This window comes from Paraburkholderia sp. ZP32-5 (genome assembly GCF_021390495.1).
In the GTDB taxonomy this organism is placed as follows: Bacteria; Pseudomonadota; Gammaproteobacteria; order Burkholderiales; family Burkholderiaceae; genus Paraburkholderia.
This window is the reverse complement of record NZ_JAJEJP010000001.1, coordinates 992,931-1,017,302: the sequence shown is the minus strand read 5'-3', so window position 1 is coordinate 1,017,302 and position 24,372 is coordinate 992,931. Positions and strand designations below refer to the sequence as shown.

20 protein-coding genes are annotated in these 24,372 nt (G+C 63.3%); 3 read left to right on the top strand and 17 right to left on the bottom strand.

From position 1 onward, the window contains the following. Both L0U82_RS04320 and L0U82_RS04315 read left to right on the top strand, forming a co-directional pair. Positions 1-612, top strand: a complete 612-nt coding sequence (locus tag L0U82_RS04320) for a hypothetical protein (RefSeq protein WP_233828731.1) — start codon at positions 1-3, stop codon at positions 610-612. Positions 613-763: 151 nt separating this feature from the next. Beyond that, positions 764-1,378: a hypothetical protein gene (locus L0U82_RS04315; protein WP_233828730.1), complete on the top strand. Its 615-nt coding sequence runs from the start codon at positions 764-766 to the stop codon at positions 1,376-1,378. Positions 1,379-1,474: 96 nt separating this feature from the next. On the opposite strand, the gene L0U82_RS04310 is transcribed toward L0U82_RS04315, so the two are convergent. The 7 genes from L0U82_RS04310 to L0U82_RS04280 form a co-directional block, all read right to left on the bottom strand. After that, positions 1,475-2,872, bottom strand: a complete 1,398-nt coding sequence (locus L0U82_RS04310; protein WP_233828729.1) for an MFS transporter — start codon at positions 2,870-2,872, stop codon at positions 1,475-1,477. A gap of 54 nt (positions 2,873-2,926) precedes the next feature. Further along, positions 2,927-3,988 (bottom strand): amidohydrolase family protein, encoded by a 1,062-nt coding sequence (locus tag L0U82_RS04305; RefSeq protein ID WP_233828728.1) that lies wholly within the window; start codon positions 3,986-3,988, stop codon positions 2,927-2,929. A gap of 111 nt (positions 3,989-4,099) precedes the next feature. After that, positions 4,100-4,450, bottom strand: coding sequence for a non-heme iron oxygenase ferredoxin subunit (locus tag L0U82_RS04300; RefSeq protein WP_233828727.1), 351 nt, complete (start codon positions 4,448-4,450; stop codon positions 4,100-4,102). Positions 4,451-4,538: 88 nt separating this feature from the next. Then, positions 4,539-5,567 (bottom strand): 2Fe-2S iron-sulfur cluster-binding protein, encoded by a 1,029-nt coding sequence (locus tag L0U82_RS04295; protein WP_233828726.1) that lies wholly within the window; start codon positions 5,565-5,567, stop codon positions 4,539-4,541. A gap of 50 nt (positions 5,568-5,617) precedes the next feature. Continuing rightward, positions 5,618-6,352 carry a class II aldolase/adducin family protein gene (locus L0U82_RS04290; protein WP_233828725.1) on the bottom strand — a complete coding sequence of 245 codons (735 nt, stop codon included), beginning with the start codon at positions 6,350-6,352 and terminating at the stop codon, positions 5,618-5,620. Positions 6,353-6,403: 51 nt separating this feature from the next. Continuing rightward, on the bottom strand, positions 6,404-6,922 hold the full coding sequence (locus tag L0U82_RS04285; protein ID WP_233828723.1) for an aromatic-ring-hydroxylating dioxygenase subunit beta: 519 nt from the start codon (positions 6,920-6,922) through the stop codon (positions 6,404-6,406). Beyond that, positions 6,919-8,211 (bottom strand): aromatic ring-hydroxylating oxygenase subunit alpha, encoded by a 1,293-nt coding sequence (locus tag L0U82_RS04280; protein ID WP_233828721.1) that lies wholly within the window; start codon positions 8,209-8,211, stop codon positions 6,919-6,921. Before L0U82_RS04280 ends, L0U82_RS04285 begins: the two co-directional genes overlap by 4 nt. A gap of 404 nt (positions 8,212-8,615) precedes the next feature. Between L0U82_RS04280 and L0U82_RS04275 the strand changes: the two genes are divergently transcribed. Beyond that, positions 8,616-9,350, top strand: a complete 735-nt coding sequence (locus L0U82_RS04275) for an IclR family transcriptional regulator (protein WP_233828719.1) — start codon at positions 8,616-8,618, stop codon at positions 9,348-9,350. 69 nt (positions 9,351-9,419) lie between these two features. Here the strand turns inward: L0U82_RS04275 and L0U82_RS04270 are convergent, their stop codons facing one another. The 10 genes from L0U82_RS04270 to hemC all read right to left on the bottom strand — a co-directional run bounded on the left by L0U82_RS04270 (position 9,420) and on the right by hemC (position 24,164). Then, entirely contained in the window at positions 9,420-10,844 is a 1,425-nt protein-coding gene (locus L0U82_RS04270; protein ID WP_233828717.1) for an MFS transporter, read from the bottom strand. Continuing rightward, positions 10,845-11,591, bottom strand: a complete 747-nt coding sequence (locus L0U82_RS04265) for a class II aldolase/adducin family protein (protein ID WP_233828715.1) — start codon at positions 11,589-11,591, stop codon at positions 10,845-10,847. It lies immediately after the preceding gene. Positions 11,592-11,655: 64 nt separating this feature from the next. Further along, complete coding sequence (locus tag L0U82_RS04260) at positions 11,656-12,810, bottom strand: porin (RefSeq protein WP_233828713.1); 1,155 nt, start codon at positions 12,808-12,810, stop codon at positions 11,656-11,658. Positions 12,811-12,957: 147 nt separating this feature from the next. Further along, on the bottom strand, positions 12,958-14,367 hold the full coding sequence (locus tag L0U82_RS04255) for an MFS transporter (protein ID WP_233828712.1): 1,410 nt from the start codon (positions 14,365-14,367) through the stop codon (positions 12,958-12,960). A 431-nt stretch (positions 14,368-14,798) separates the two neighbouring features. Next, positions 14,799-16,562: a SulP family inorganic anion transporter gene (locus L0U82_RS04250; protein WP_233828711.1), complete on the bottom strand. Its 1,764-nt coding sequence runs from the start codon at positions 16,560-16,562 to the stop codon at positions 14,799-14,801. Between the two features lie 518 nt (positions 16,563-17,080). Beyond that, positions 17,081-18,574, bottom strand: a complete 1,494-nt coding sequence (locus L0U82_RS04245) for a DNA-binding protein (RefSeq protein WP_233828710.1) — start codon at positions 18,572-18,574, stop codon at positions 17,081-17,083. Between the two features lie 229 nt (positions 18,575-18,803). Then, positions 18,804-19,514 (bottom strand): FkbM family methyltransferase, encoded by a 711-nt coding sequence (locus L0U82_RS04240; RefSeq protein ID WP_233828709.1) that lies wholly within the window; start codon positions 19,512-19,514, stop codon positions 18,804-18,806. Positions 19,515-19,939: 425 nt separating this feature from the next. Next, positions 19,940-21,130, bottom strand: coding sequence for a heme biosynthesis protein HemY (locus L0U82_RS04235; protein ID WP_233828708.1), 1,191 nt, complete (start codon positions 21,128-21,130; stop codon positions 19,940-19,942). A 2-nt stretch (positions 21,131-21,132) separates the two neighbouring features. After that, positions 21,133-23,169 carry a fused uroporphyrinogen-III synthase HemD/membrane protein HemX gene (hemDX, locus tag L0U82_RS04230; RefSeq protein ID WP_233828707.1) on the bottom strand — a complete coding sequence of 679 codons (2,037 nt, stop codon included), beginning with the start codon at positions 23,167-23,169 and terminating at the stop codon, positions 21,133-21,135. Beyond that, positions 23,169-24,164, bottom strand: a complete 996-nt coding sequence (hemC, locus tag L0U82_RS04225; RefSeq protein ID WP_233828706.1) for a hydroxymethylbilane synthase — start codon at positions 24,162-24,164, stop codon at positions 23,169-23,171. The genes hemDX and hemC overlap by 1 nt, the downstream gene beginning before the upstream one ends. Positions 24,165-24,372 lie beyond the last annotated feature (208 nt).

Sequence of the window (24,372 nt, the reverse complement as noted above, 5' to 3'; positions counted from 1 at the left end):
ATGAGACAGCCTGTTACCGACGCACAGCGCGATATGGCACTCAGGATACTGACCACGGCAATGGCCATCCTGCGCGACGATCAGCAGTTTGATCCCGCACATCTAATATTCGGCAAAATTTTTGCCGCGGAGCCCCTCAACGGTTCCGCTGGAACGGAGTATTCCTTCGAGAACTTGGCTTTCCCCGGCACGCAAATCACCCTATTAGTAACGATCGATCCATCCGACCGCACAGCCGATCGCATGAGGGCCAGGCGGATCCCGAGAGTCTTCACGATCCGGTTTAGCCCACTGATGGACGGAATCACCCGCTCGACGTTGGAAGATCTTTTCCCGCTCGACATCGGCTACTGGGTCGATGGTGAGGGAAACAGACGACCCGGCAACGACATGGGAGCAATACCACCGCAGGTTCGTCTGCATCACTATCGCTATCGTGCTTCGAACCAGCCGACCAGCCGATTTCCGGTCGATGTTCAACTGGCATTCGGCGACCCCGACCCGCAGGATCTGAGGGAGAACGCACGCAAAACGCCAGTGCTAATGGACGTTCTCCTGACTCGCGACTATTCCTCGCTCAAACCCGAACGCCGCGAACAAAATCGACGTTGAGCCGCGAGCAGCAACGTGTCAGCGGCCGGGACAATGGCCCTGCACTCCGACCAGCTTCGAAACCAGCCAAAAAAGCCAGCTCAATGAAGAAGACACCTACGCCCGCGCGGAAGTCGTTCACGCTCACTGAAAGAACTCCACCAACCCTCCCATGACCCAACCACCCCGCAGCCCCACCCCACGCAACACAGCCCTAAAAATACTAACCACAGCAATGTCAATCCTACGAGACGACCACCCATTCGATCTCGCACACAAAGTATTCGGCCAACACCTCACCGCAACCCCTCTGCGAGGAACCATAGGCACCGAATATTCCTTCGAGAATTCAACATTCCCCCACACGAAAATCACGCTATTCATCACGGACGATCCGACCGCTCCGATGGCCAATCGCATGAAAGTGAAACAGGTGCCAAGGGTCTTCACGATGCGATTCAGTCCACCGATGGCGGAGATCTCCCGCTCGGCGCTGGAAGATCTGTTCCCTCTCGACATCGGCTACTGGATCGATGGCGACGGCGACCGGCAACCCGGCAATAACCTCGGGGTGGCACCTTCGCAGGTTCTTCAACACCACTATCGCTATCGTGCTTCGAGTCTGCCGATGAGCCGGTTCCCAGTCGATGTCGATCTGACCTTCAGCGACCCAGACTCACACGATGCGCAAAAGCACGCACGCAACATGCCGCTGCTAACGGATGTTCTGCTGACGCGCGACTATTTCAAACAAACGCCGACACGTCGCCATCTGCACCTGTATTAATCAACAGCCGGCCGTGATACCGCGAAGTCATATACGAATTCATACACGAAGTTATCGCGCGAATTCGAATACGCTCGCACGCCCAACTTGCCCGGCTTATCGCCTCGCACTAACCAGCCGCAAACAACTCGCCACACCACCCGCCACCGCAAACACCGCACCGGCGACCAGTGCCATCACGCCGCCATGATCCGCGCTGAGCGCGAACAATAGCGCGGCGACCGCCGCGCCGAGCGTCATGCCGATCAACCGCGCCATCGTCATCATTCCGCCGGCTGCTCCGCTGCGCTCCCGTGGGCCCGCCGTCAGCAGCATCCGGTTGTTAGGTGTCTGGAACAGGCTGAAGCCGATGCCGCACAGCAAGATGCGCCACGCGATCTGCGCATCGGTGGCGGAAAACGGCATCGTCGCGGTCAACGCGAGCCCCACGGCCAGCACCAGCATCCCAATCGAGCCGAGTACGCCCCCCGGATATCGATCCGATAGCCGCCCGGCGATCGGCGCGATAAAGACGATTGCAAGCGGCCACGGCGTAATCAGCAGACCGGCTATCGACGTGCTGCGCGCGAACTGATGTTCGAGCAGAAAAGGCAGCGAAATCAGCGCGAGTGCTTGCGCGGCGTAAGAGCAGATCGACGTAATCATCGATAGCGAAAACACCGGGATACGCAGCAGGTCGACTGGCACCAACGGTGCGGCGGCTCGCTTCGTGTGGACACACAGCACACCGCCGAACACGAGCGCCGCGCCTAGCTCCGCCAGCGCATATGGCGTGGCCGCGCGATCGCCGAGCCCGCCGACGCCGATGATCAGCAGCGTCAGCGTCACGCCGCCAAGCAACGCACCGACTGTATCGAACGGCCGCGCCACGCCCTCAAGACGCGGCAACGCGAGACTGGTCAGCATCAGCACGCACACGCCGACCGGAATATTTACGCCGAACAGCCAGCGCCAATCGGCGACACGCAGAATCGCCGCCGCGGCACTCGGTCCGAGCGACGATGAAATCGCCACGACCAACGCGAGCAGCGAGATGCCGCGTCCGATCATCCGATGAGGAAACGCATGGCGCAGCAGCGCGGGCGTCAGCGCGCTCACGCAGGCGCCGCCCAGGCCCTGCAACACGCGAAAGGCGATCAGCGCGCCGATCGACGGCGCCATTGCGCACGCGACCGACGCGAGCGTAAATACCGCCACGCCGCTCATGAAGATGCGCTTGTAGCCGAGCCGCTCGCCGAGTGCGGCGAGCGGCAGCACGGCGACGCCCACCGCCAGCTGATACGCGTTGACGACCCAGATCGACGTTGACGCCGTGCTGCCGAACTCGTGCGCAATCACCGGCACGGCGATATTGGCGATCGCCGCATCGAGCGTGGCCAGAAAGGTGCCGAGCAGAACCGCGAACACGGCCCATTGGCGTCGCGGCGACTCCATGCCATCCGGGGGAGCAAGTGCCGCCATGGCGGGCGAGGTTCGGTCCTGTAACACGATCACGGCGTCGTCTTCCTTTTATTCTTCGTTGATGGGCGTGCCGGGCGAAAACAGTGCCTATTTCAGACGGAACGCCGCTTCCGCATTGCTCTGGAAGAAACGCTTCTTGTCCTCGGCGCTGATCGCCATGCCGTCGAGAATACTCACTTCCTCGACCGCATGCTGATACGGGTAATCCATAGCGTACATAACCCGGTCGGCGCCCATCATATCCTGCGTGAACTTGATCGCCGGTTCCGACGCTACGCCGCTATTGGTGATGTAGAAGTTCTCGCGCAGGTACTCGCTCGGCTTCTTCTTGATCGGCTGCATGCTCGCATAGCGCTTCGATACCACCGTCGCGCGATGCATGTAGTCGAGCCGATACGACCAGAACGGCAGCGCTTCACCCATGTGCCCGAGGATGATTTGCAGCTTCGGAAAGCGGTCGAACACGCCGGCGGTAATCAGACGCAATGCATGCATACCGGTCTCGACGCCGAAACCGTAGATGGCGCCGTCGAGTCCGCATTCGAGAAACGGCCCGATCATGTTGCGCGGCGGCGTATTCGGATGCAGATAAATCGGCGTGTCGTTCGCTTGCGCTGCTTCGAAGATCTCCCAGAACTTCGGGTCCGACAGGTACTCGCCCTGCGTGTGCGAGTTGACGATAATGCCGGTCAGACCCAGCTCCTGCACGCCACGCTCGATTTCCTTCGCCGCGGCAGCGGGATCTTGCGGAGCGATCGCCACCATGCCGGAAAAGCGCGTCGGATGCTTGCGCACCGCTTCCGACAACTGGTCGTTGGCAACCTGCGCAAACGACACCGCCGTGTCCTTATCCATGACCTGAACGCCGGGCGACGTCAACGCGATCACCTGACGGTCGATGCCGGCTTCATCCATATGTTGCAGCCGCAACTGGTCGAGATCCTGCAAACATTCGATGATATGCCGCGCACGCGCGCTCGGGCTGCTCATATAAAAACCGATCAGACTGACGAAGCCCGGATCGGGATCGGCGCCGTCGAGAATCTTGCGCCAGATTTTCAGCATCTCGGGCGGTGCGAATGCTTCTTCCGTCGCGATGCGCGCGTAGTCGACTTTAGCGGGTTGAGCGATGGTTTGTGCCTGTTCCATGGTCGTTTCCTTCTCGGGTTAAAGGGTTCTCGCGAGTACGGCAAACACTGCGCGCGAGCGCGCCGGGATCAATGCAAAGGGGTTCATCCGTGCCCGGGTTGGGCACCGGGTTTAGTGCATCCGTATCGGCACCCATGACGGATCGCGCGCGAGCCAATAAACGCTGATCTCGCCATCGATGACTTCTGTGCGGTACACCTGCAGCGGTATCGAGCACGGCGCGCCCGCGGGCTTGCCGGTCGGCACGTGGAATGCGCCCAGATGCAGGCTGCACTCGACCACGTCGCCGTCCAGTTCGCCGTCCGACAGACTGGACATGCCGTGCGTGCACGCATCGTCAGTCGCATAGAAGGCGCCGTTTATGTTGTAAAGCGCGATCGCATGGCCTTCGATTTCGAAGCGGCGAATCGAGTTGAGCGGCACGTCGGCGACGCTGCAAACGCGTGTGGGGGTATGACTCATGATTGACCTCGCGAAGCCGCCGCGCAAACGCCACGCAAGCGCTTGCACGATGAGCGCAAGCACGGCACGCGTGACGTCCGGCGGTGGTTTAGAAATAGCGATCGAAATGCAATTGCTGCTGAGGCACGCCCGCATTGCGCAGGCTGCTCTCGACGGCCATCACCATCGGCGGTGGGCCGGCAAAATACCACTCGTGATCCGCGGGCCGCTCGCCGGCTTCGGCAAGCGCGATGTCGTGAGCAAAGCCGACCGCGCCGGTCCAACGCGAGTGCGGCTCGGGCATCGAGATCGCCGGATGAAAAGTGATGTTCGCGCCGAAGCCCGCCAACGCGCGTAGCTGCTCCTCGCCGCCGATATCGGCAGGCGTGCGCCCGCCCATTACGAAGCGCAGGCGCCGCTGCGCGAGCGCGCCGGATGCGGCCATACCTCGCGCAATCGATAGCATCGGCGACAAGCCGGAACCGCCGGCCACGCAGACGATGTCGCGCGCCACGTCTTCGCGCAGAAACGCGTTGCCATAAGGTCCGTCGATCACGAGCTGCATGCCTGGTTCGGCTCGCTCGAACAGCGCGGTCGTTGCCCTTCCCTGCGGCACACGGCGAATCTGGAAATGCCACTCGCCGCTGCCGTCGGCAACGTTCGCGACGTCCGCGATATTCGACATCGAGTACGCGCGCGGACGATCGACGCCTGGTATCTCGAGCAGCGCGTACTGTCCAGGCAGAAATGGCGCGGGCTCATCGAGCCGAAAGCGGAATTCGCGGATGTCGTGCGTGATGTCCGACGTGCCCGTCAGCGTCGCGTGCAGACGTCGCGGTACGGGCGTGGCCGCAGCGCACGCTTCGACGTTGATACGCACCCTGAGGTCCGATCTCGGCACCGACTGGCAGCCGAGCCGACGGCCCTTGCGACGATCGCGTTCGGTGAGGGCCGGCGCGTCCGGATAGCGATCCTCGACGTCGCCCGACAGCAGTTCGTACCGGCAGGTCCCGCAGCCGCCCGCGTTGCATTCGTACGGCATCGCAAGACCGGCTCGCAAACCGGCGCGCGTCAGCGTATCGTGCGCACCGCACGTGAAGCCGGTGCCATCCTCAAGTTGTATGTGAAAGTCCGACATGGCGTGGTTCCTGGAGCGTAAAGGCGAACAGACGTGGTGCCGTCGCCCGCTCAGGAAACCGCCTTGAATTCGATGCCGGCGTGACGGCACCAGTACTCCCACGCGCGGTCATAACCTTCGCCCGGTTTTGCGTCTTTGAGTCGCGCCTTGATCTTCTCGATTTCGCCCGCGCTCAGATAACGCACTTCGCCGAGCTGCATCGCGCTCATCTGCAATTTCGCGTTCACTTCCAGATAAACGGCCGTGTACACCACCGCGCGCAGCGATTCGCCGACCACGGTCGAGCCGTGTCCGCGCATCAGCGCGCTGGTGTTGTCGCCGAGTACGTTGGCGAAATCGCGGCCCATCGCCATATCGGAGATCAGCAGATTGGTGTCGCCAAAAGACGTTTGCGCGTCCCACACCGGCACGTTGCAGCCGATCGTCGCGCAGCTATGCACGATCGGACGGATGCGTGCACCACTGACCGAAAACGGCGCGACGCTATGGCTATGGCTGTGCACCACCGCGTGCACGTCGGGACGCGCTTCGTACAGCGCGCCATGGATATACCGCTCCAGATACGGCTTGCCGATCGATGCATCGACCGGCGTGCCGTCGAGTTCGAAGGTCATGATGTCGCTGCGCTCGATCAGTTCCGGCGGCCGCGCGCGCGCCAGAATATAGCGCTGCGGATTCTCCGGATCGCGCACGCTGACGTGGCCGAAGCCATCGACGATGCCTTCGTTTGCAAGGATGCGGTTCGCCGCCACCAGTTCATTGATCAACGTGTCTCTGTTCGTCATGTTATGTACCTTTCAGGTAGTCGCGCGCGGTGGCGCAGGATCAAGGAATGATCAAAGAATGAAGCTAACCGAGCCGAGCGAACCCAGTTCGTGCGCATCGAGCAGCACGCGGCGCTCGCGGATCAACAGGCCATGCGGGTTCTGTTCGCTACGTGCCAATACATAGCGATACTGGCCGACGTATTCGCGGATACGTTCATAGCGCCGATAGCGGTAGCAGACGAAATTCGCGGTGACGGTCAATTGCTCATCGGTTTGCTCGACGATGCGCACATTGGCCAGCAAACGCCGCGTGCGTGACTTCGGAAACTCCGCGTGGCAATTCGGATCCTTGATGCGGATCACGCGCTGGCGAATCCGTTCGGCGTTGTCGGCGATCGTGAACAGCGCGTCGCGATGGTTCGCTTGCGGCGCATCGTTGGACGGCACCAGGTAGGCGGCATCGTCGGTCAGCAATTGCAGCCATGCATCGAGTTGCCACGTGTCGAGCAATTCGGCTTCGGCAAACAGGAAGTCTTCGACTTCGGCGCGCGTCACCGGGCGCACGGAAAGCTGGTCGGCGTTGATCATTGCGCGCTCCCGGTCATCAGTTCATTCCAGCGCCGCCAGAACGTGCGCAGATGATGTTCGTCACTATTCAATTGCTCGCTCTCGCTCTTGTTGAGACCGCGCGACATTTCGGACCACGGGTCGTCCTGCCAGTTGGCGAGACCCTGCTGCACGAGTTCCAGCGCTTCGACGTCGTCCGGCGTCGCGAAGCCGCCGGGGCCGTAGAACGTCAGGAATGCATCGAGCCGGCGCGCGCGCGCGGATTCCGATTCCTCCACCGGGCCCGCCGCCCACGCGGTGACCTGCATGCGCGCCGGCCCGTCGGGATAGAACGTGCGGATCGTCACCGACGACCCGTCGTTGATCACCAGATTCGGGAAGATCACCAGATTGCGGTTGGTATCCGCGACGCGCGCCGCGCGCTCTTCGCCGAGGCGCGCAACCAGTTCGGCGCGAATCGACTCGATCTCCTCCTTCGCCTCTTCGCCGTACAGCGGAATCCAGCGCGCGACCGGCCGGCCGCGGAAATTGACGTTGTCGGTCGTGAAGTGGCCGTTGCCGAGATCGATTGCGTAGCCCTTGGTGGGCAGCACGAGGCCGGCTTCTCGCGGCGGTTCGATATCGACACCGGAGTTCTTCATGAAATTCAGCCACGTCGAATGCGTGGTGGGCAGGTGGTAATCGTCGACGCTGTTTTCGACCATCAGCTTCCAGTTCGCTTCGACGTCGTATTCCTGCGAGCCGGTAATCACCTGCATCTGGCCCGACGGCGACTGTTCGAATACGAGGTCGATGTAGTCCATCACGGCGGCGCCAAGATAGTCGGTGAGCGACACCGCGTCCGCGTCGAGGCACATGAACCACAGGTCGCGATACGACTCGAAGCGCGCGGGACGCTTCAGCGCGTATTCGCTTTTCTCGAAACCTTCGTCGTACGCGTCGTCACCCGGAATGCGGGCGAGCGAGCCATCGTTGCCGTAGCTCCAGCCGTGATAGACGCAGAAGAAACGCCGCGTATTGCCGGCGCGCTCGGTACAGACGGTCGCGCCGCGATGCCGGCACGTATTGAACAGGCACTGCACGTTGCCCTTGCCGTCGCGACAGAAGATGACCGGGCGGCCGGCCACGCGCCGCGTGACGAAGTCGCCGGGTTTTGGGATTTCCGAGGCGTGCCCAACATAAATCCAGCATTTTGAAAAAATCTTCGCTACTTCTTCGCGAAGCAAATCTTCGGAAACGTGGACTTCGCGGTTCAGCTTGAAGACCTTGCGCTCCGCGTCATCGATGATGTACCGCCCTTCTCTGCCCATTCACGACTCCTCGCATCCTGCCGGATCAATGTTGAGCGCAAAGTATAAACCACATTTCTTTTAATATGGGATTTTTGATCGTCATATTTTAGGCAAACTTGGCGCAGTTTTCGGAACATTCACCAGTTCACCATCTCAATTTGAGCGCCGCATGTCGGTCGCATTCCCTGCTGCAGCGGTACTGCGCCAGCGCAAGGAAGCCCGATACAAGCCTAATTTCACGACATTATTCGGGGTACAATGCGGGATCACCGGCATGGACACAATCCAACACTGCGGGATGAACGCTCTCACCTCAAGCGCTCACTTCGCGACACCGGCGTCAGGCCACCGGTCCTCGTCACGACTTCCGAACCAACCCAAGGGTTATGCAAGCAGCAACCTCACAAAGCAGCCTCGAAAGGATGATTTCGGTCCTCGATCTGATCGAAGCAAGCAGCAGCGGGCTGACTTTCGATCAGATGCTCGACGCACTCAAACTCACGCGCTCGACCCTCTATCGCTACGTCAAGATCCTGTCCGAGGCGGGCCTGATTACTTCGCTGTCCGATCTCGGCTATACGCTGGGTCCGCGTGTCGCCGAGCTCGACTACAAGATGCGTACGCAGGACCCGCTGATCGTCGCGAGCATTCCGATCATGGCCGAGCTTGCGCGTGCGGTGCCCGGCGTCGTGCTGCTATGCCGCCGCTATCGCGACAAGGTGCTGTGTGTTCATCAGGAAGGCTCCAGCGTGACGTTCAGCAGCGGCTATGAACGCGGCCGCGACCGCCCGCTGCTCAGAGGCGCGGCGTCGCGCATCATCCTCGCGCATATGCATACGCGCGCCATTTCGCGCCTCTATGCGGAGCGCGAAGCGGAGTTCAAGGAGGCGGAACTCGGCGATTCGCTCGCGAAGGTTCGCGCCACCCTCGCGCAGATTCGCCAGCGCGGCTGGGACGTCAGCGAAGGTCAGGTCACCGCCGGCGTCACCGGTATTGCCGCGCCGGTGTTCGACAGCGAAGGCGCGATCGTCGGCAGCTTGAGCATCACGATCGGCAAGGCGTCGATGAAGAGTGATGAGATCAGCCGCGTGGCCGAGCGCGTGACGTTTTGCGCGGGCATCGTTTCTAATGCGATTTCGCGCAGCGCAGCGCCTTAGCAGCAAACAAAACGGCACCGGACGCTCACGTCCGGTGCCGCCACTTCGCGTCAACAACCACCCAGACTTCTACGCAGACTTCGCCCGAGCCGCGTGGGCATCATCAGCATGAACATCCTCCGCGGCAGCACGTTCTTCAGCCGCCTGCGCGGGCTCCACTCTGGCGAAACGGTCGCGCGCCAGCGGCCGCAATATCAGCGCCGCCACCGCGCCGATTGCGAGCGGCGCGATCGGCGCAAGGAACAGCAGCCGCAACGGCAACTGCGCGTGAATCAACTGCCCGCCCACCAGCGGCCCGAGAATCGCGCCGACCCGGCCGACCCCGAGCGCCCAGCCCGTGCCGTTCGCGCGAATCGCGGTCGGATAGCTCAAGCCCACCACCGAATTCAGGCCGAGCTGATTACCCAGCACCGTCACGCCCACCAGAAACACCGACAGCTTCAGCATCACCGGCGAAAACCCGGGCGTGCCCAGCCACGCGACCGCCGGGCAAGCCAGCAGCATGAACACCCCGACGATGCCGAGCATGCCGCGATCCAGCGCTACCGCAATCGCGAGACCACCGACCACGCCACCGAAGTAGTACATCGACGCGGCAATCGCGGCCTGCGCGGGCGACAGTCCCGACGCATGCAGCAGCGTCGGCATCCAGCTGTTGAGAAAGAAATTGCTCATCAGATTCGTGATGAACAACATCCAGATGAGCGGCGTGATCCAGCGCAGCTTGCCCTCGAACAGCATCCGCACCGCAAAGCGCTGCGCGTTGCGGGTCGCGATGATGAAGCTCGCCTTGTCTGGCAACGACAACTCCGGCCGCATCCGGCGCGCCAGCGTGATCAGTTGCGGATGACGAGGATCCCTGAGCGCAAGGAACTTCATCGATTCCGGCAGAAACGCGAAATTCAGCAGCGCCGCGACGATCGGCAGTACGCCGCCCACCAGGAATAGCAGGTGCCACGTCACGTTCGGCACGAGGGCCGCGACGACCGCCGGCACGGTGCCGCCCAGCGTGATGCCCATGAACATCAACGTGATCAGCACGGCACGCGCGCGAGCCGGGGCGTACTCGGCCATCAACGCGATCGTGTTGGTCGGCAGACCGCCAAGCCCGATGCCGGTAAAGAAGCGCAGCACGGCGAGCGCGAGCAGCGAATGCGCGCCGGCGGTGGCCAGCGAGAACAGCCCGCACATCGTCGAACACACGATGATCGCGGCGCGCCGGCCGAACCGGTCGCCGACGAAGCCGAACAACGGCGCGCCGAACATCATGCCGACGAGACTCGCGCTGAACACCGGCGCGAGCAGCGAGCGCTCGATATGCCAGTCGCGCGCGATACCGACGGCCGCATACGCGGCGGCGGCGAGATCGTAGCCGTCGCCAATCTGGCATAGAAAGCCCAGCACCATGATGCTGATCAGGAAGCGGCCGATGCGTTGCTCGTCGACCAGTTGCGTGACGCGAACCACGCCTGACTGAACGGTGTCGTCGGACATTTACAGGCTCCAGTCGGACGGCAGCAGTCCTTGTGCGCGGGCACGCCCGACGTAGTAGGTCCACAGCTTCGAGATATGTTTGTCGCGCTTCAGATCGCGCTTGAACGACTCGATTTCATCGTCGCTCAGCGCCAGCACGCGACCCAGCAAGGCCGCGTCGTACATCGCGACCGCGTTCTCGACGAAATGCACGCAATCGATCAGCAACGCGGGGATGCTCTCGGCGACCACCACCTGGCCGTGCGCGCGAATCAGCGCCGCGTGATGCTCGCCGAGCGTCGCGGCCAGCGCGCGTCCTCGCGCGGCCGTGTTCACATGGCTCGGGTCGGCGTGGACCGGAATGCCGGACGCCCAGCGCACCGCGTGGTTCTTGATCGCCACGAGACGCGGACCGTCCGCCAATGTGAAAACCGTGGTCCGGTCATGATGAAAATGCGCGACCGAATTGACGTCGGGGCGCACGCGCAGGATTTCGGTGTGCAGGAACACTTCGGCCGGCGGACGCTGACCGTCCGGGCCCGACAGCATGCGGCCATCCAGATCGCAGATCAGCAGCATGTCGGGTTTGAGCGCCGCGCGACTCTGGTCGAACGACTGGATCAGGATGCGATCGCCCTGCAGGCGCGCGCTGACGTGACCGCTGTAGCCGAGAATCTCGAGTTCGTTGAGCATCAACGTGCAAGCGGCGACCTGCTCGCGCAGATGGCTTTCCGAAGCCGTCTGGTTGACTGTTGGGGTGGTGTTCATCGCTTCTCCAGGATTGGGTTGGGAATATTCAACGCATATTCAACGCATCGCGCGGGCGCTCGGATCAGAACTTGTGGCGGATCCCCGCATTGACTTCGATCTGGTTCGCGTTGGATGACGGCGACAGACCGGTGATCGTCGCGCGGGCAGGCTTGCCGGTCGAATCGGTGCCGGCCGCGTGCTGCCAGAAGCCGGTCAGATAGAGATCCGTTGTCTTGGAGAGGAAATAGTCCGCACCGACGGAAAGCTGGTGATACAGCGCATCGTTGACGCCCGCGCCTTTCGTGTAGTCGTAGGCCGCGGACAGCGCCACCGTGGGCACCACGAAATACGTCATGTTGATTTCGGCGTTGTTGAAAATCGCCGTCGAGCCGCGCGGCGCGAGATTCGGAATGCCCGGCTCTGCGCCGAGGTCGCCGAAGCGGGTGTTGCTGTACGTCGCGCTGACCCTGAAGCTGTCGCTGAACGAATAGCGGCCGCCGAGCGCGAAGATTTCCTGGATGCCCGCCGACGCATACCCCGAATACGTGAGGTTGGTCATGTTCGACGCGGTGAGGCTGCCGGTCTGGGTATCGCCGAAGAACGAATAGTTCGGGTTTCTGATGTTCAGATACCCTGCGCCCAATGCCAGCGGACCGTTCGCATAGCCGGTCCCGATCGACCAGATCTGGTTGCGCGCCATCTGCCCCGCCACGCCGCCGAAGCTGTACATGCCGCCGAACGTGAAGCCGGCGTATTTCGGGCTCAAGTACTTGACCGCGTTGTTGGTGCGGTTAGTGCCGTGCAGATTGTCGAGATCGCCCGGATGGTTGCCGCGGTCGCCCGCCCATTGCGACGCCGCGCCGAACTGTCCAACGAAGTCGCCGACGGAATCGTATTGGCGCCCCAGCGTAATCTTCCCGAAGTCGCCGCTCAGTCCGGCATAGGCCTGGCGCCCGAACAGCGTGCCGCCCTGCGTGATCGTGCCGTTCATCGCGTTGAAGCCGTTTTCGAGCTGGAAGATCGCGCGCATGCCGCCGCCGAGATCCTCCGAGCCCAGCAGGCCCCAGCGGCTGCCGTAGATGTTGTTGGTCGTCGCCGACACGAGCGACTTGCCGCCCGAGTTGGAGATGTAGCTCAGACCGTTATCGATCGCGCCGTACAGCGTCACGCTGCTTTGCGCATACAACGGCGACGAGAACATACCGACGACCGCTGCGAGATAGAGAGGCTTTTTCATTCTTGATTGCGTTGGAATGGTTAGCGGGGACAGCAGACGAATGCGGCTCACGCCTCGCGTGAATCACGCGAACGGGACTTGCGCGAACCTGGGCGACGGCGTACGCGCGGCGACGCCGGTCAAAACAGTTGCGAAAGCAATTGCCAATCAGAGCGGTGGAATCGGCGTGCGCGATGCCGGCGCATGAGCGACATCAGCCGCGCCGCCCGCGCGGATCAGCCGCGTACCCAGACCGAGAAGCAGCACCGCGGCGACCGACAACGCACCGGCCAACGCCGCGCCGAAAAAGACCGGCCGCACGCCCCAGCCGAGCGCCAGCAGCGCGCCGCCGACGATCGGGCCGGCCACCGAGCCGAACCGTCCGATGCCGGATGCCCAGCCCATGCCGGTGCTTCTGATCTGCGCGGGATAGCACTGCGCGCCGAGCGCATTCACGCCCGACTGGCCGCCGACCACGCAAAAGCCGGACACAAAAATCGCGGCGAACAGCAACGGCACGCTGCTGTTCACGACACCGCCGATGACCGCCATAGCCAACGCACCCACGATGAAATTGCCGATCAACAGACGGCCGAGCGCGACGCGTCTCGTGCCGAAGCCGAGCAGCACCGTGGCGGGAATACCGCCGGCCTGCAGCACTGCGCTCGCGATCACCGCGACGCGCAGCGGCAGTCCCGCCTCTTTCAGCAGTGTGGGCAGCCAGTTCGACAGGAAATACAGGTCGAGCAGATTGGCGAAGTTGAGCAGCCACAGCGAGAACGTGGTCAACGCGTAGCCGTTCCTGAACAGCCGGCTCACGCGTACATCGCCGTCGGCCGCGTGGGTATCGGCCGCGCGTTCGCTGAACCAGTTCAGCCGCGCTAGTGTGAGATCGCCCGATAAAGCGCGCGCGACGCGCGTGGTGCGCTCGAACGGCGCCCTTTCGTTAGCGGCGAGGAACTGGATCGACTCGGGCATCATCAGCAGCAATGCCAATGCACCGGCGAGCGATACGATGCCCGCGAGCAGGAACACCGCCTGCCAGCCGAACGCGGGCACCAGCCATGAAGCAAGCACGCCGCCGACCACGGCACCCGACACGAGGCCCAACGACATCAACATGACGATGGTCGCGCGGTAACGCTTCGGGCTGAATTCGGCGGTCATCGCGAGCGCGGTGGGCAGTAGCGTGCCCAGACCGAGGCCGGTCGTAAAACGCGCCGCCAGTAGTTGCTGCGCGCTGTGCGCGCCCGCGGTGGCGATCATCGTCGCGCCGCAGAACGCCAGCGCGGCGATCAGCACCGGGCGCCGGCCGATGCGGTCCGCCAGAATTCCCAATATCAGCGCGCCGATCAACATACCGACCAGGCTCGCGCTGAAGATCGGGCCGAGACTCGCCGCCGGAAGATGCAGCGACTCGCGCACGCCGGGAGCAACGAAACCCATTGCCTGCGCATCGAAGCCGTCGAATACCAGACACAGCGCGCACAGCGTGAAGATGCGCCAGTGATAGCGGCCAAGGGGTTGGGCGTCCACGAAAGCCTGAACGCTGACCCGTTCGGGGAAAGTCTGCGGCAAAGTCGTCTCCGTTTTTATGCTGGGACGCCGCGACGAACCCTTGCATCGCTGCGTTAAGTCTCATTATACGAGATTTTTTTATGTTATCAGTTTTGTTTTTGTCTCGTAAACACGGATAGACCTGGCGCCTTCGGGAAAGGCGATTTGCTATGTCATTGCGCGATTGCAGTGTGTGGCAGCACGGCGAATGTGCTCGTACAGATGTGGGAGGTAGCAGCTCGGCTGCGTTTTACCCACGTGGCGCGACAAGCTCGCCTGGCGAGCTGGCTAGCGCTCAGATTACTTCAGTCTCATCTGGCAGGATTACGATTATTGAATGTGCTCAACGAAATTCCGGCACAAGATTGCATAGCGGATGCGATCAGACAGGACGCCTTGCGCGTCGCCGTTGAGGCTGTTCGAGGGCCGAAAGAACCGCGCTCGAATCACCGCTACGCGTCATCGTCGCGCTCGCCATGCCGCGCATCATCCGAGCCGCCGATATAGTCATCGACCGCGCTGCTGACGGTCGGATGAAAGCACGCGTCGCCGATCAGGTCCGACAGCTCGAAGCGCCTGAGCTTGTCGCGAACCGGATCCTTCATCTCCGCGAAATGCAGCGCAATGCCCTGCGCGGCGAGCGTGCGCGTCAGCTCGCGCAGCATGTCGGCGGAGGTCACGTCGACACTGGTCACCGGTTCGGCCGCCACCACCACGCGCCGTATCGGCGGCGGCGAGTCGGCGACCGCTTCGAGCAGGCGCTGCTGAAACAGCTCGGCGTTCGCGAAGAACAGCGGCGCGTCCCAACGAAACAGCATCAGCCCGGGGATCCGCTCGGCATGCGGATAGCGCTTCAGATCGTGATAGCCGCGCAAACCTTCCACGCGCCCGAGCACCGCGTAGTGCGGCCGCCAGCCGTCCCACAGAAATTCGATGACCGCGATCACCACCGCGACGCAGATGCCCGGAATCGCGCCGAACGCGGCGACGCCGGCAAAGCAGGCAATCGATAGCCAGAACTCCCATTGCTGGATGCGATAAATGCGCTTCAGATCCGTGATCTCGAACAGACCGATCGCCGCCGCGATGACGACCGCGGCGAGCGCGCTGTTGGGCAGATAGCGCATCAGATTGGGCGCGAGCAGCAGCAGCGCCGCGACGGCCAGCGCACCCACCACGCCGGTGACTTGCGTGCGCGCGCCGGCTGCCTCGGCGACCGGCGTGCGCGATGAACTGCTGCTGATCGGAAAACCCTGGAACAGCCCGGCTGCGAGGTTGGCGGCGCCGAGCCCGACCATCTCCTGATTGGGGTCCACGCGGCTATGAAAGCGCGCGGCGAAGGTTCGCGACAGCACGCTGGTATCCGCGAACGAGATCAACGCGACCGCGCAGCCGCCGAGCGCGATCCTGGTCAGGTCGGCATCGCTAAACCAGGGCAGTGAGAAGGTCGGCAGCCCCTGCGGGATCGTGCCCAGCACCTTGACGCCGACGCTGTCCAGCTTGAATGCGGTCACGCACAGCGTCGCGACGATCACCGCGATCAGGATGCCCGGCAGCTTCTCGAAGCGCTTGAGAAAGAAGATCAGCAGAAGACTTCCCGCGCCCACCGCGAAGCTGTACCAGTTCGCCTTGCCGGCGCCGATCGCCTGCACGAGGCTCACGATGTCCTGCACCGGTCCACGCTCTTCGATCGAGATGGCGAACAGCTTCGGCAACTGGCTGATCAGCACGGCCAGCGCAATGCCGTTCATGTAGCCATAGCGAATCGGCTTCGACAGCAGTTCGGTAATGAAGCCGAGCCGCAGCAGCCCGGCGACGATACAGAACACACCGGAAACGATCGCCATCATGCTGGCCGTCGCGATCGCGCGCGACGGATCGCCCGCCGCGACCTGCACGACGACCGCGAGAATCGGCGCCGCGAGCGAAGAGTCGGGACCCAGCACCAGAATCTTGCTCGGGCCGAACAGCGCGTACACGAGCAGCGGCACGATCGTCGCGTAGAGCCCGTACACCCCCGGCACGCCGGACGCCGCCGCGTAGGCGATGCCGACCGGCACCAGCATGGTGGTCAATACCAGTCCGGCGACCAGGTCGTTGGGCAGCCATTTGAGCTGATACTCCCTGAGCATCGACACACCCGGCAGCCAACGCAGCCAGCGTTGCGCGCCGTTCGCGGTCCGTGCTTCGCGGGGAGACGGGCTGTGTGCGTCCATTGGTCGAATGGTGGCGGTGAGAGAGACGCGGCGATGTGGATCACGAGCGGTGCCGTCATTCGAAGAATAGTCCAGACGTCCCGCCGGCAACAGCGGTGCGACTGGCTCGCTTTTTTTGGAGGGTCGCGCGTGCGTCTGCACTCTGCTTGCAGCGGATAAGTCGGGTTTTACGAGCGCCGGGCTATCGGTCGGGCTCAGACCGGGGCTACGGTCGCGACAGCACGTTGCGGTGCGTTGGCATGACCGGGATTGCAGATGAAGTGGGGAACCGATGCGCTAGCTGTAGGTGAGACGCTGGCGTCATCAGCGCAGAGGCTGATGTCATCTCGCGATCGCCGGGTGCGGACAACAACACCGGCATGGAGATTTACGACACGAAGACGAATATCTTCGCGGATTCGGACGCGGCATCCCGGCTTCCTGTCGGCACATACCGCATCGCCAGGGGGACTACGTCACAACGATAAGCAAGCGCGCCGCTCTATTCGCGGCGCGCCATCACTCACTCTTGCTTACGATCAGGCCGGCGCGCTTTCAGTGTTCAGCTTCGACACCACACCGGTCTTCTCGTCGTAACGATAGCCTTGCTTCTCCAGATGATTAGTGATCGTCTCGACGATCACCTGCTGCTGGACCACCTTGCTCAGCAGCTCATGATCCGGCTTGAGCAGGCTCAGTTCGGCGGAAAGCCGGCGGCTCAGGGTTGCTTCGCCTGCGCCACGAGCCAGCACGACGATCGTCTTTTCGTTGGCCTGCGTCAGTTGCTGCTTCAGTCCGTTCGCGTAGTCGGACCATTTCTTGACGGTCTCGCGTGCTTCGGCAATCGCGGCCGCGTGCGTTTCCGCGTCGCGCGTAATTTGCGCCTTCAGCGTTTCGAGCTCTTGCAGGTCGACCGCGGCCGTCGGTGCCGGCTCTTCGAGCACCGGCTCCGCAGCCACGGCGGCGCTTTCGGCACTTTCAACCAGTTCAGCCGCACGCTGCTGTTCGGCGTCGGCGCGCTGCTGCTCCGCGTCGGCACGTTCCTGCGCCTCGGCGAGACTTGCCGACAGCCGCGCGATTTCGGAGGCGTCCGCCGCGCGCTCATCGGTCAGACTGGCGACTTGCACCTGCGCGCTCTGCAGTTCAAGCGCGGCGGCATCCAGTTGAGCATGCGCGCCCGCGACTTCGTCCCGGCGCTCCGCGTGCGCTTGCTGCTCGGCCTGCAGTTCCGCGCGAATCGCTTCCAGCTCGCTTTCCAGACGGGCGACTGCTTCCGCATGCGCGGCTTCCCGCGCTACGCGCTCCGCTTCGATCTGTTCGGTCGCGGCAGCCAGCTCGGCCGGCTCGACGGTTTCAGTCGGCTCAGCCAGCTCGGCCGGTTCAGCCAGCTCAGCCGGTGCGCTAGCCTCTTCGGCTTGCGCTGCGGCACTGGTTTCCGCTTGAGCGGACGCTTCGTCGCGCGCGGCCAGTTCCGCCAGCGCGCGCTCCAGTTCTGCTTCGAGCTGCGCGACGCGCTCGGTCAGTTCCTGCGCGCGCTTTTCGGCCGAGTCGGTACGCTGCACCGCAAGCGCGATGTCCTCTTCCAGACCCGTGACGACATTGACCTTCTGCTCGTAGGAGTTCGCCAGCTGATCCAGTTGACCTTGCAGCTCATCGAGTTCCTGCACGGTGTTCTGCAGCTCCGCGAGCGCATCGTCGCGCTCGGTGCTGGCCTCGTCGACGCGCTGGCGCATCGCGGTGAGGCGTCGTGCCACAGCGCGCTCGGCCTCGTCCTGCGCGGACGTCCACAGCCGGTCGAGCGCGTCACGCATCCCGTCGGTCACGCTGTCCGGCAGCGCCGGACGCTCGACGACCTGCGGCACGCGCGGCGCGCGCGTTTCGCGCCACTTGCGCAGGGCCGCGGCCACCGCGACCACCGAACCGGTGTGGACTTCGGACCAGATCGCCACCGGCGACACCGTCTGCCCCTCGTCGGCCATCCGGGTGGCGATTTCAGCTATCTGTTCGTCCGTGATCGTAATGTTGCTTGACATGTCTGCCTCGACAAAGTGCGCGTGATGACGAATACCGTTTCGTCGTTTGGGCGGCAGGCGCGCACGATTGCCCGCCTCGCATAGTTGCAAATTGTCGGGTAACGGCACGGCGATCAATCGCTCGAAAAGCCGGGGTTACGGGGAGGTATTCATGGAATTGCGGCGCATTCGCGACGCAATCGCCGCCCGTGGGCGCGCGGCTGTGTCCCGGCGCCCGCGGACCGCGATCCTACAGCTGATAGCGGAATATCCGGGATTTATCGACCCTGAAGATCAGTGACAAATGAGTCCAACCGACCAGTCGATAATTGCGCTCCTCCAGATAGCGAAAAATCGCGGAATCAATCACGTCTCTTATCGAGGTCAACGCCGACTCGACAATAATGATCTTTGGCTTATATCTGTTGATATCGATCGAGCGCAGCGCTTCAAAATCGTGACCTTCCGTGTCGATCGAAAGAAGATCAATTTCACTGCCGGCGTACGGACTATGATCCAGAACGTCATTCAACGTGGTAGCTTCGACCGTCCGCACGGCAACCGGCTCGTGGCCTTCGGCTGCCGCTACGTCCGGATCGATTGTCGAAGTCAATCCATAGTCCGAAAAATTGTAGATTTCCTTGACCGCTTTCTCATTCGAAATGGCCGCGCATACGTTCATATCGTCGGCCCGCGCAAGCGAGAATGCTTCGATCTTGACCGGATCCATGTCGATGTTGACACCGCGCCAACCACGCTTGTAAAGCGCGTGCGTATTCGAAAATTTCGTCGGATGATATGCACCGACGTCGACATAAACTCCCTTATTGCACTGCGGACTGATTATCTCGCGCAGCACCGCGTCTTCTCCGAACTGCGAATAGTACAAACGTGGCCCGCGGGTTATAAAGGTCTTACGGACGAGCCAAAGGAAGTGTCCGAAGATCTTGAAGGTCACCATAATCGCTCCTCAACCTGGAAAGGTTAGAGGCAGCGGATCAAACTGCGTTTGACCCGGAACCTCGTACGAGGGACGTTTTGTATTGGGTTATCGCCCATCTCACCTGCGGGCCGCTTACGCGTTATTCGCGAATTATTTACACCACCGCAAGGTATTCGAATCTTCGTAAGGAATCTTATCCAGCGCTTCGCCGAACGCTATGCGGACGGCATCAACTCGTGTAGTTTTGGCCGAAAGCGTGGAATTGCAGGAAGAAAGTGCCGGATGAAGTTATTGCCTTAGTCCGCCCCAAGATCGCGACCATGGCGTGTGGCTCATCGACGGCTGGCCCGCGACCCGTTACTTGTGCCCGCAGAAAAAGAAATGGCCGCAGCATTCGCTGCGGCCATCAGATAGCGGCGCCAGGTGCTCACGCACCGCGCACGTCACACCACGTTCATCGCCAACGCACTCTCGCGATAATGCTGGCTGGCCTTATCGGTATCGCCCAGTTGCTCATGCAGACGCGCGAGCGCGCGATGCGAGCGGATTTTCAGCGTCTCGTTGTCGGCCAGCTTCAGTGCCCGTTCGAGGAACGACTGCGCCTTGCCCCACAACTGCTGATGCAGACACAGCCGGCCCAGCGCGAACATCAGATCGGCATCTTCCGGTCGCTCCTTCTGCCACGCTTCGGCCTTCTGGATCAGCGGCAACGCGTCGCCGCCGGCCGTATCCGGATAACGCCGCAACAGCCGCGCGTCCCAGTTCTGCGCAAGGGCTTCCTCGACGATCTTGCGCGCGTCCTGCGGACGATTCAGCGCGACCAGCAGTTCGGCGGCGACATCGGCGAGACGCGGCGAATGACGCTCGGCCGCCGACAGCGAACTCCACAGTTCGAGCAGCGCATCGGCATTGTGACGCCGGTCGCGCAGCAGATTCTCCGCCGCCTGCTGGCGCAGCCGCACCGCGACCGCCGGATGAATCGCCTCGCGCTTCTCCAGCATCTTCACGAGCTTCAGCACTTCGGCCCAGTTCTTCAATTGCTGTTGCGCGCGCAGCGTGATCTGCTGCGCGTGAATGCGCCGCGCGCCCGTGGATTGCATTTCGGTCAGCGCATTCAGCGCGCCGTCGGCATCGCGGCCGTCGGCGCGCATGTCGGCGGTGGCCATCAGCCGCGCGTCCTGCCAGTCGACCTGATCGATCTGCGCGAGCCATTCGTCGCGCCGCCCGTATTCGCGCATCCGATGCGCGGCGGTGGCCGCGATCAGGCCGGCCGCGCCCTTGTTGTCGCCGTTCGCGAGCGCGTCTTTCGCGGCTTTCTCCGCGCGAGAAAAACGCCCCGCGTACAGATTGCCGATCGCGTCACGCAGCGATGCATGCGCCTTCGCGACGCGCGAGCGCGCACGGTACGCGGCCACGCGCTGCGGCATGCGCCAGATGTTGCGGACGATGCGCGTAAGCGCGTACAGCAGGATGAACAGCACCACCAGCCCGACGACGAACAGATTCAGCGACATGTCGACGCGATACGGCGGATAGATCAGCATGATCTGTCCCGCGTCGAAGCGCCCGCCCACCGCGAGCACCACCGCAATGGCGAACAGCGCCGCGAGCCAAAGGAGTCCCCGGATCGCCATGATTAACCTCGATTCCGGTATTGATTGACGGCTTGCAGGCTCGTGTCGAGATTCGGCAGCTCGACCGCGGCCGAACCGGCATCCACCTGTTTGACCAGATCGATGACGGTTTGCGTGTCTTTCGACGACGCGTCGAAGTAGCGCCCAAGCGACGACTGCGCGGCCTGCAGATCGGACTTCAGTGTGGTCTGGTTGCGCGACAGCAGCGCGAGACGCGCCGACAGCAGACGCAGCTTCAGGTTCTGGCGCACGAAGTAGCCCTGATCGGGCGACACGAGCATCGCGTCTGCGTTGTCGATACGGCGCACCTGCACGAGGCTCGTCAACTGCTCGCCGATGCCGTGCGTGACCTGATCGATCCACACTTCCCAGCGCGGCTTGCCGGTGGCCGCCGCGATCTTCGCGGTGTCGGACCATGTCGCCGCGTGCGGCGTCGCATGCGGGATCGGCGCTTCGCCGGACAGCGGCAGCGTTTCGACGTGGTCGATCGCATTGTCGAGTTTGATCGCGAGGCCGGTCAGATCGGTGGACGGCGCGGCCTTCAGCTTGTCGATGTCCTGTGCGATCGCCTTGCGCACCGCGACTGCCTGCGGGCTGTCGGACGCGGCGAGGCGCGTATCGGCGCTTTGCAGCGCGAAGAGGGCCAGCTGCGTGTTGCCGGTGAGCTGCAGCTGCTGGCTCGCGGCCGACAACATCTGGCCGACTTCGGCGAGCGTCCAGTCGTCGCGATTGCGCGCGAGATCCGCGTATTGCTGCTGCAGCACCTGCTGCGCGGCCTGCGCATCGGCGAGCTTGCCTTCGAACTGCGCGACCTGCGAGTCCGCCTGATGCACGGTGGCGAGCGCCTGGTCGATCTTGATGCGCAGCTCGTTGGTCTGCGTGTCGTTCGCCTGCTGGCGTTGCGCGAGTTCCTGCTCGGTGCGCGCGAGCTTACGGTTCATCACGAAGCCGCCGGCACCGACTGCGCACGCGAGAATCACGATGACAAACCACAGCAGCGGCGCGCTCGTGCTACGGCGCGTTTGCTGCGCTTCGTACGGCGTGAAGGGTTGATTCGGCGGCAACGGAGTGGTCGCGGTCGGCTGGGGTGAGGCGTTCGTGGAGGCGTTCGTTTCAGTCATGCGTGGTTGGGCCGATGAGTGGACCGATGAATGAGCCGGTGAATAAGCCGCTGAATGAGCTGGATTGGACGATACCGGTTGAACGACGGCCGGAACGGCGGCAACGACCGCGCGAACGATACGTTCATCGCCCGCGCCGGACACCGTAATCCTATCAAAACCCAATGCCCGCGCGGTCTGCGCGATACGGGGGTGCGGCGCGATCAGAATCGCGCGTTTGAGTTGCGCGATTTCGTCGGCGGTCAGATGCTCCTGCGCGAGTTCGTGCAGGTTGCGCACACCTTCGGAACTGGTGACCAGCCACGCGTGCGGCGCGCCGGCGAGCAGGTCGTGCACGCGCGCCCACGCGCCGATCGACGGCTCCGGCACGATGCGCCGGTAGGCGGCGACCGCCTCGACCTCGGCGCCGGCTTCGCGTAGCCGATCGGCGAGCCATTCGCGGCCGCCGTCGCCGCGCACGATCAGCACGCGCTTGCCTTCGAGGCTGGCCGCGCCGAGCGATGCGTCGAGCGCGGCAAAGAGGCCTTCGGAGTCGAAGCCGGCCGCTTCGTCTTCGGCACCGGCCGCTGGGCTGATCACCCGATGTTCCGGCGCTCGGACACCGTGACGCGCGAGCGCGCGCACGCTGCCCGGCCCGACTACGCCGATCGGCAGCGCATGCGGCCAGATGGCCGCGCTGTGCGCGAAGGCTTGATCGACCGCGTTCGGCGACACGAACACGACGAGCGCGTAGCGTTCGAGCGATGCGAGCGCGTTGCGCAACGGCGCGTCGTCGAGCACCGGGGCGATATCGATCAGAGGAAAGTCGAGCGTCGCGAGACCGGCCGCTTCGAGCTGCTGGACCAGCTCAGCCGACTGGCCCGCCGGCCGCGTGATCACGACCGTGAATGGCGCCTCGCGCGCTGTGGTGGCGCTCATCACTCGCCGGTCGCCGCTTGGCCCGCGGCCGGACCGCTCGCGGTGCTGAGCGCGCGGATGATTTCGAGCGCGCCTTGCCGCACCAGCTCATCGGCAACGCCCTGCCCGAGCGCGAGCGCGCCGTCGACGTTCGGCGCGGGCGCCGAGGCCTGCGCGCTCAGCAGACGCTGACCATCGGGCGTCGCGACGATACCCCGCAGATGCAGCGCGCCGTCGTGCCAGCTCGCATACGCGCCCAACGGCACCTCGCAACTGCCGCCAAGCACGCGCGACACCATCCGCTCAGCCTCGACCGCCGACGCCGTATGCTGGTGATGCAGCGGCGCGAGCCATGCAGCGAGTTCCGCGCGATCGGCGCGAATCTCGATGCCCAGCGCGCCTTGTCCGGCGGTGGGCAAGCTGTCTTCTGGATCGATCAGCGCGCGGATGCGATCGGCGAGACCAAGACGCTTCAAGCCGGCCGCGGCCAGAATGATGGCCGAGTAATCGCCGCGATCGAGCTTGGCGAGCCGCGTGTCGAGATTGCCGCGCAACGGCCGCACTTCGAGGTGCGGATAACGCATGCGCAGCATTGCCTCGCGGCGCAGGCTCGAGGTGCCGACCACCGCGCCCGCCGGCAACGTGGCAAGCGAATCGTATTGATTGGAAACGAAGGCGTCGCGCGGGTCCTCGCGCTCCATGATCGCCGACAGCGCGAAACCGTCGGGCAACTGCATCGGCACGTCTTTCAGCGAATGCACCGCGAGGTCCGCGCGGCCATCGGCGAGCGCGGCTTCGAGCTCCTTGACGAAGAGCCCCTTACCACCAACCTTCGACAGCGTGCGATCGAGAATCTGATCCCCACGTGTTGTCATTCCGAGGATTTTTACGTCACAAGATGGATATAATTTGTGCAGCGCACACCGCACATGCTCTGCCTGCCACATGGCAAGGCGGCTTTCTCGCGACGCAATCACAAGCGTGTGGGGTGGCGTGGAAAACGTCTCGGTAGTCATTAGCTTGCTGCTTGATCTCGGGATGGGATAACAATCAATGTTAGCACGCGACCCCGTGTCGAAAGGCACCGCTGGCGCCGTGCCGACACGGTATCGACAGAGGAGACGGGCTTCGCGTCACGCGCGAAGGCCTCCATCCGGTTTGCCACGCACGGTCGTTCGCGCACCGCGCGGCGGCATGCGGGATGATGCAGTGCGGCGTAACGTG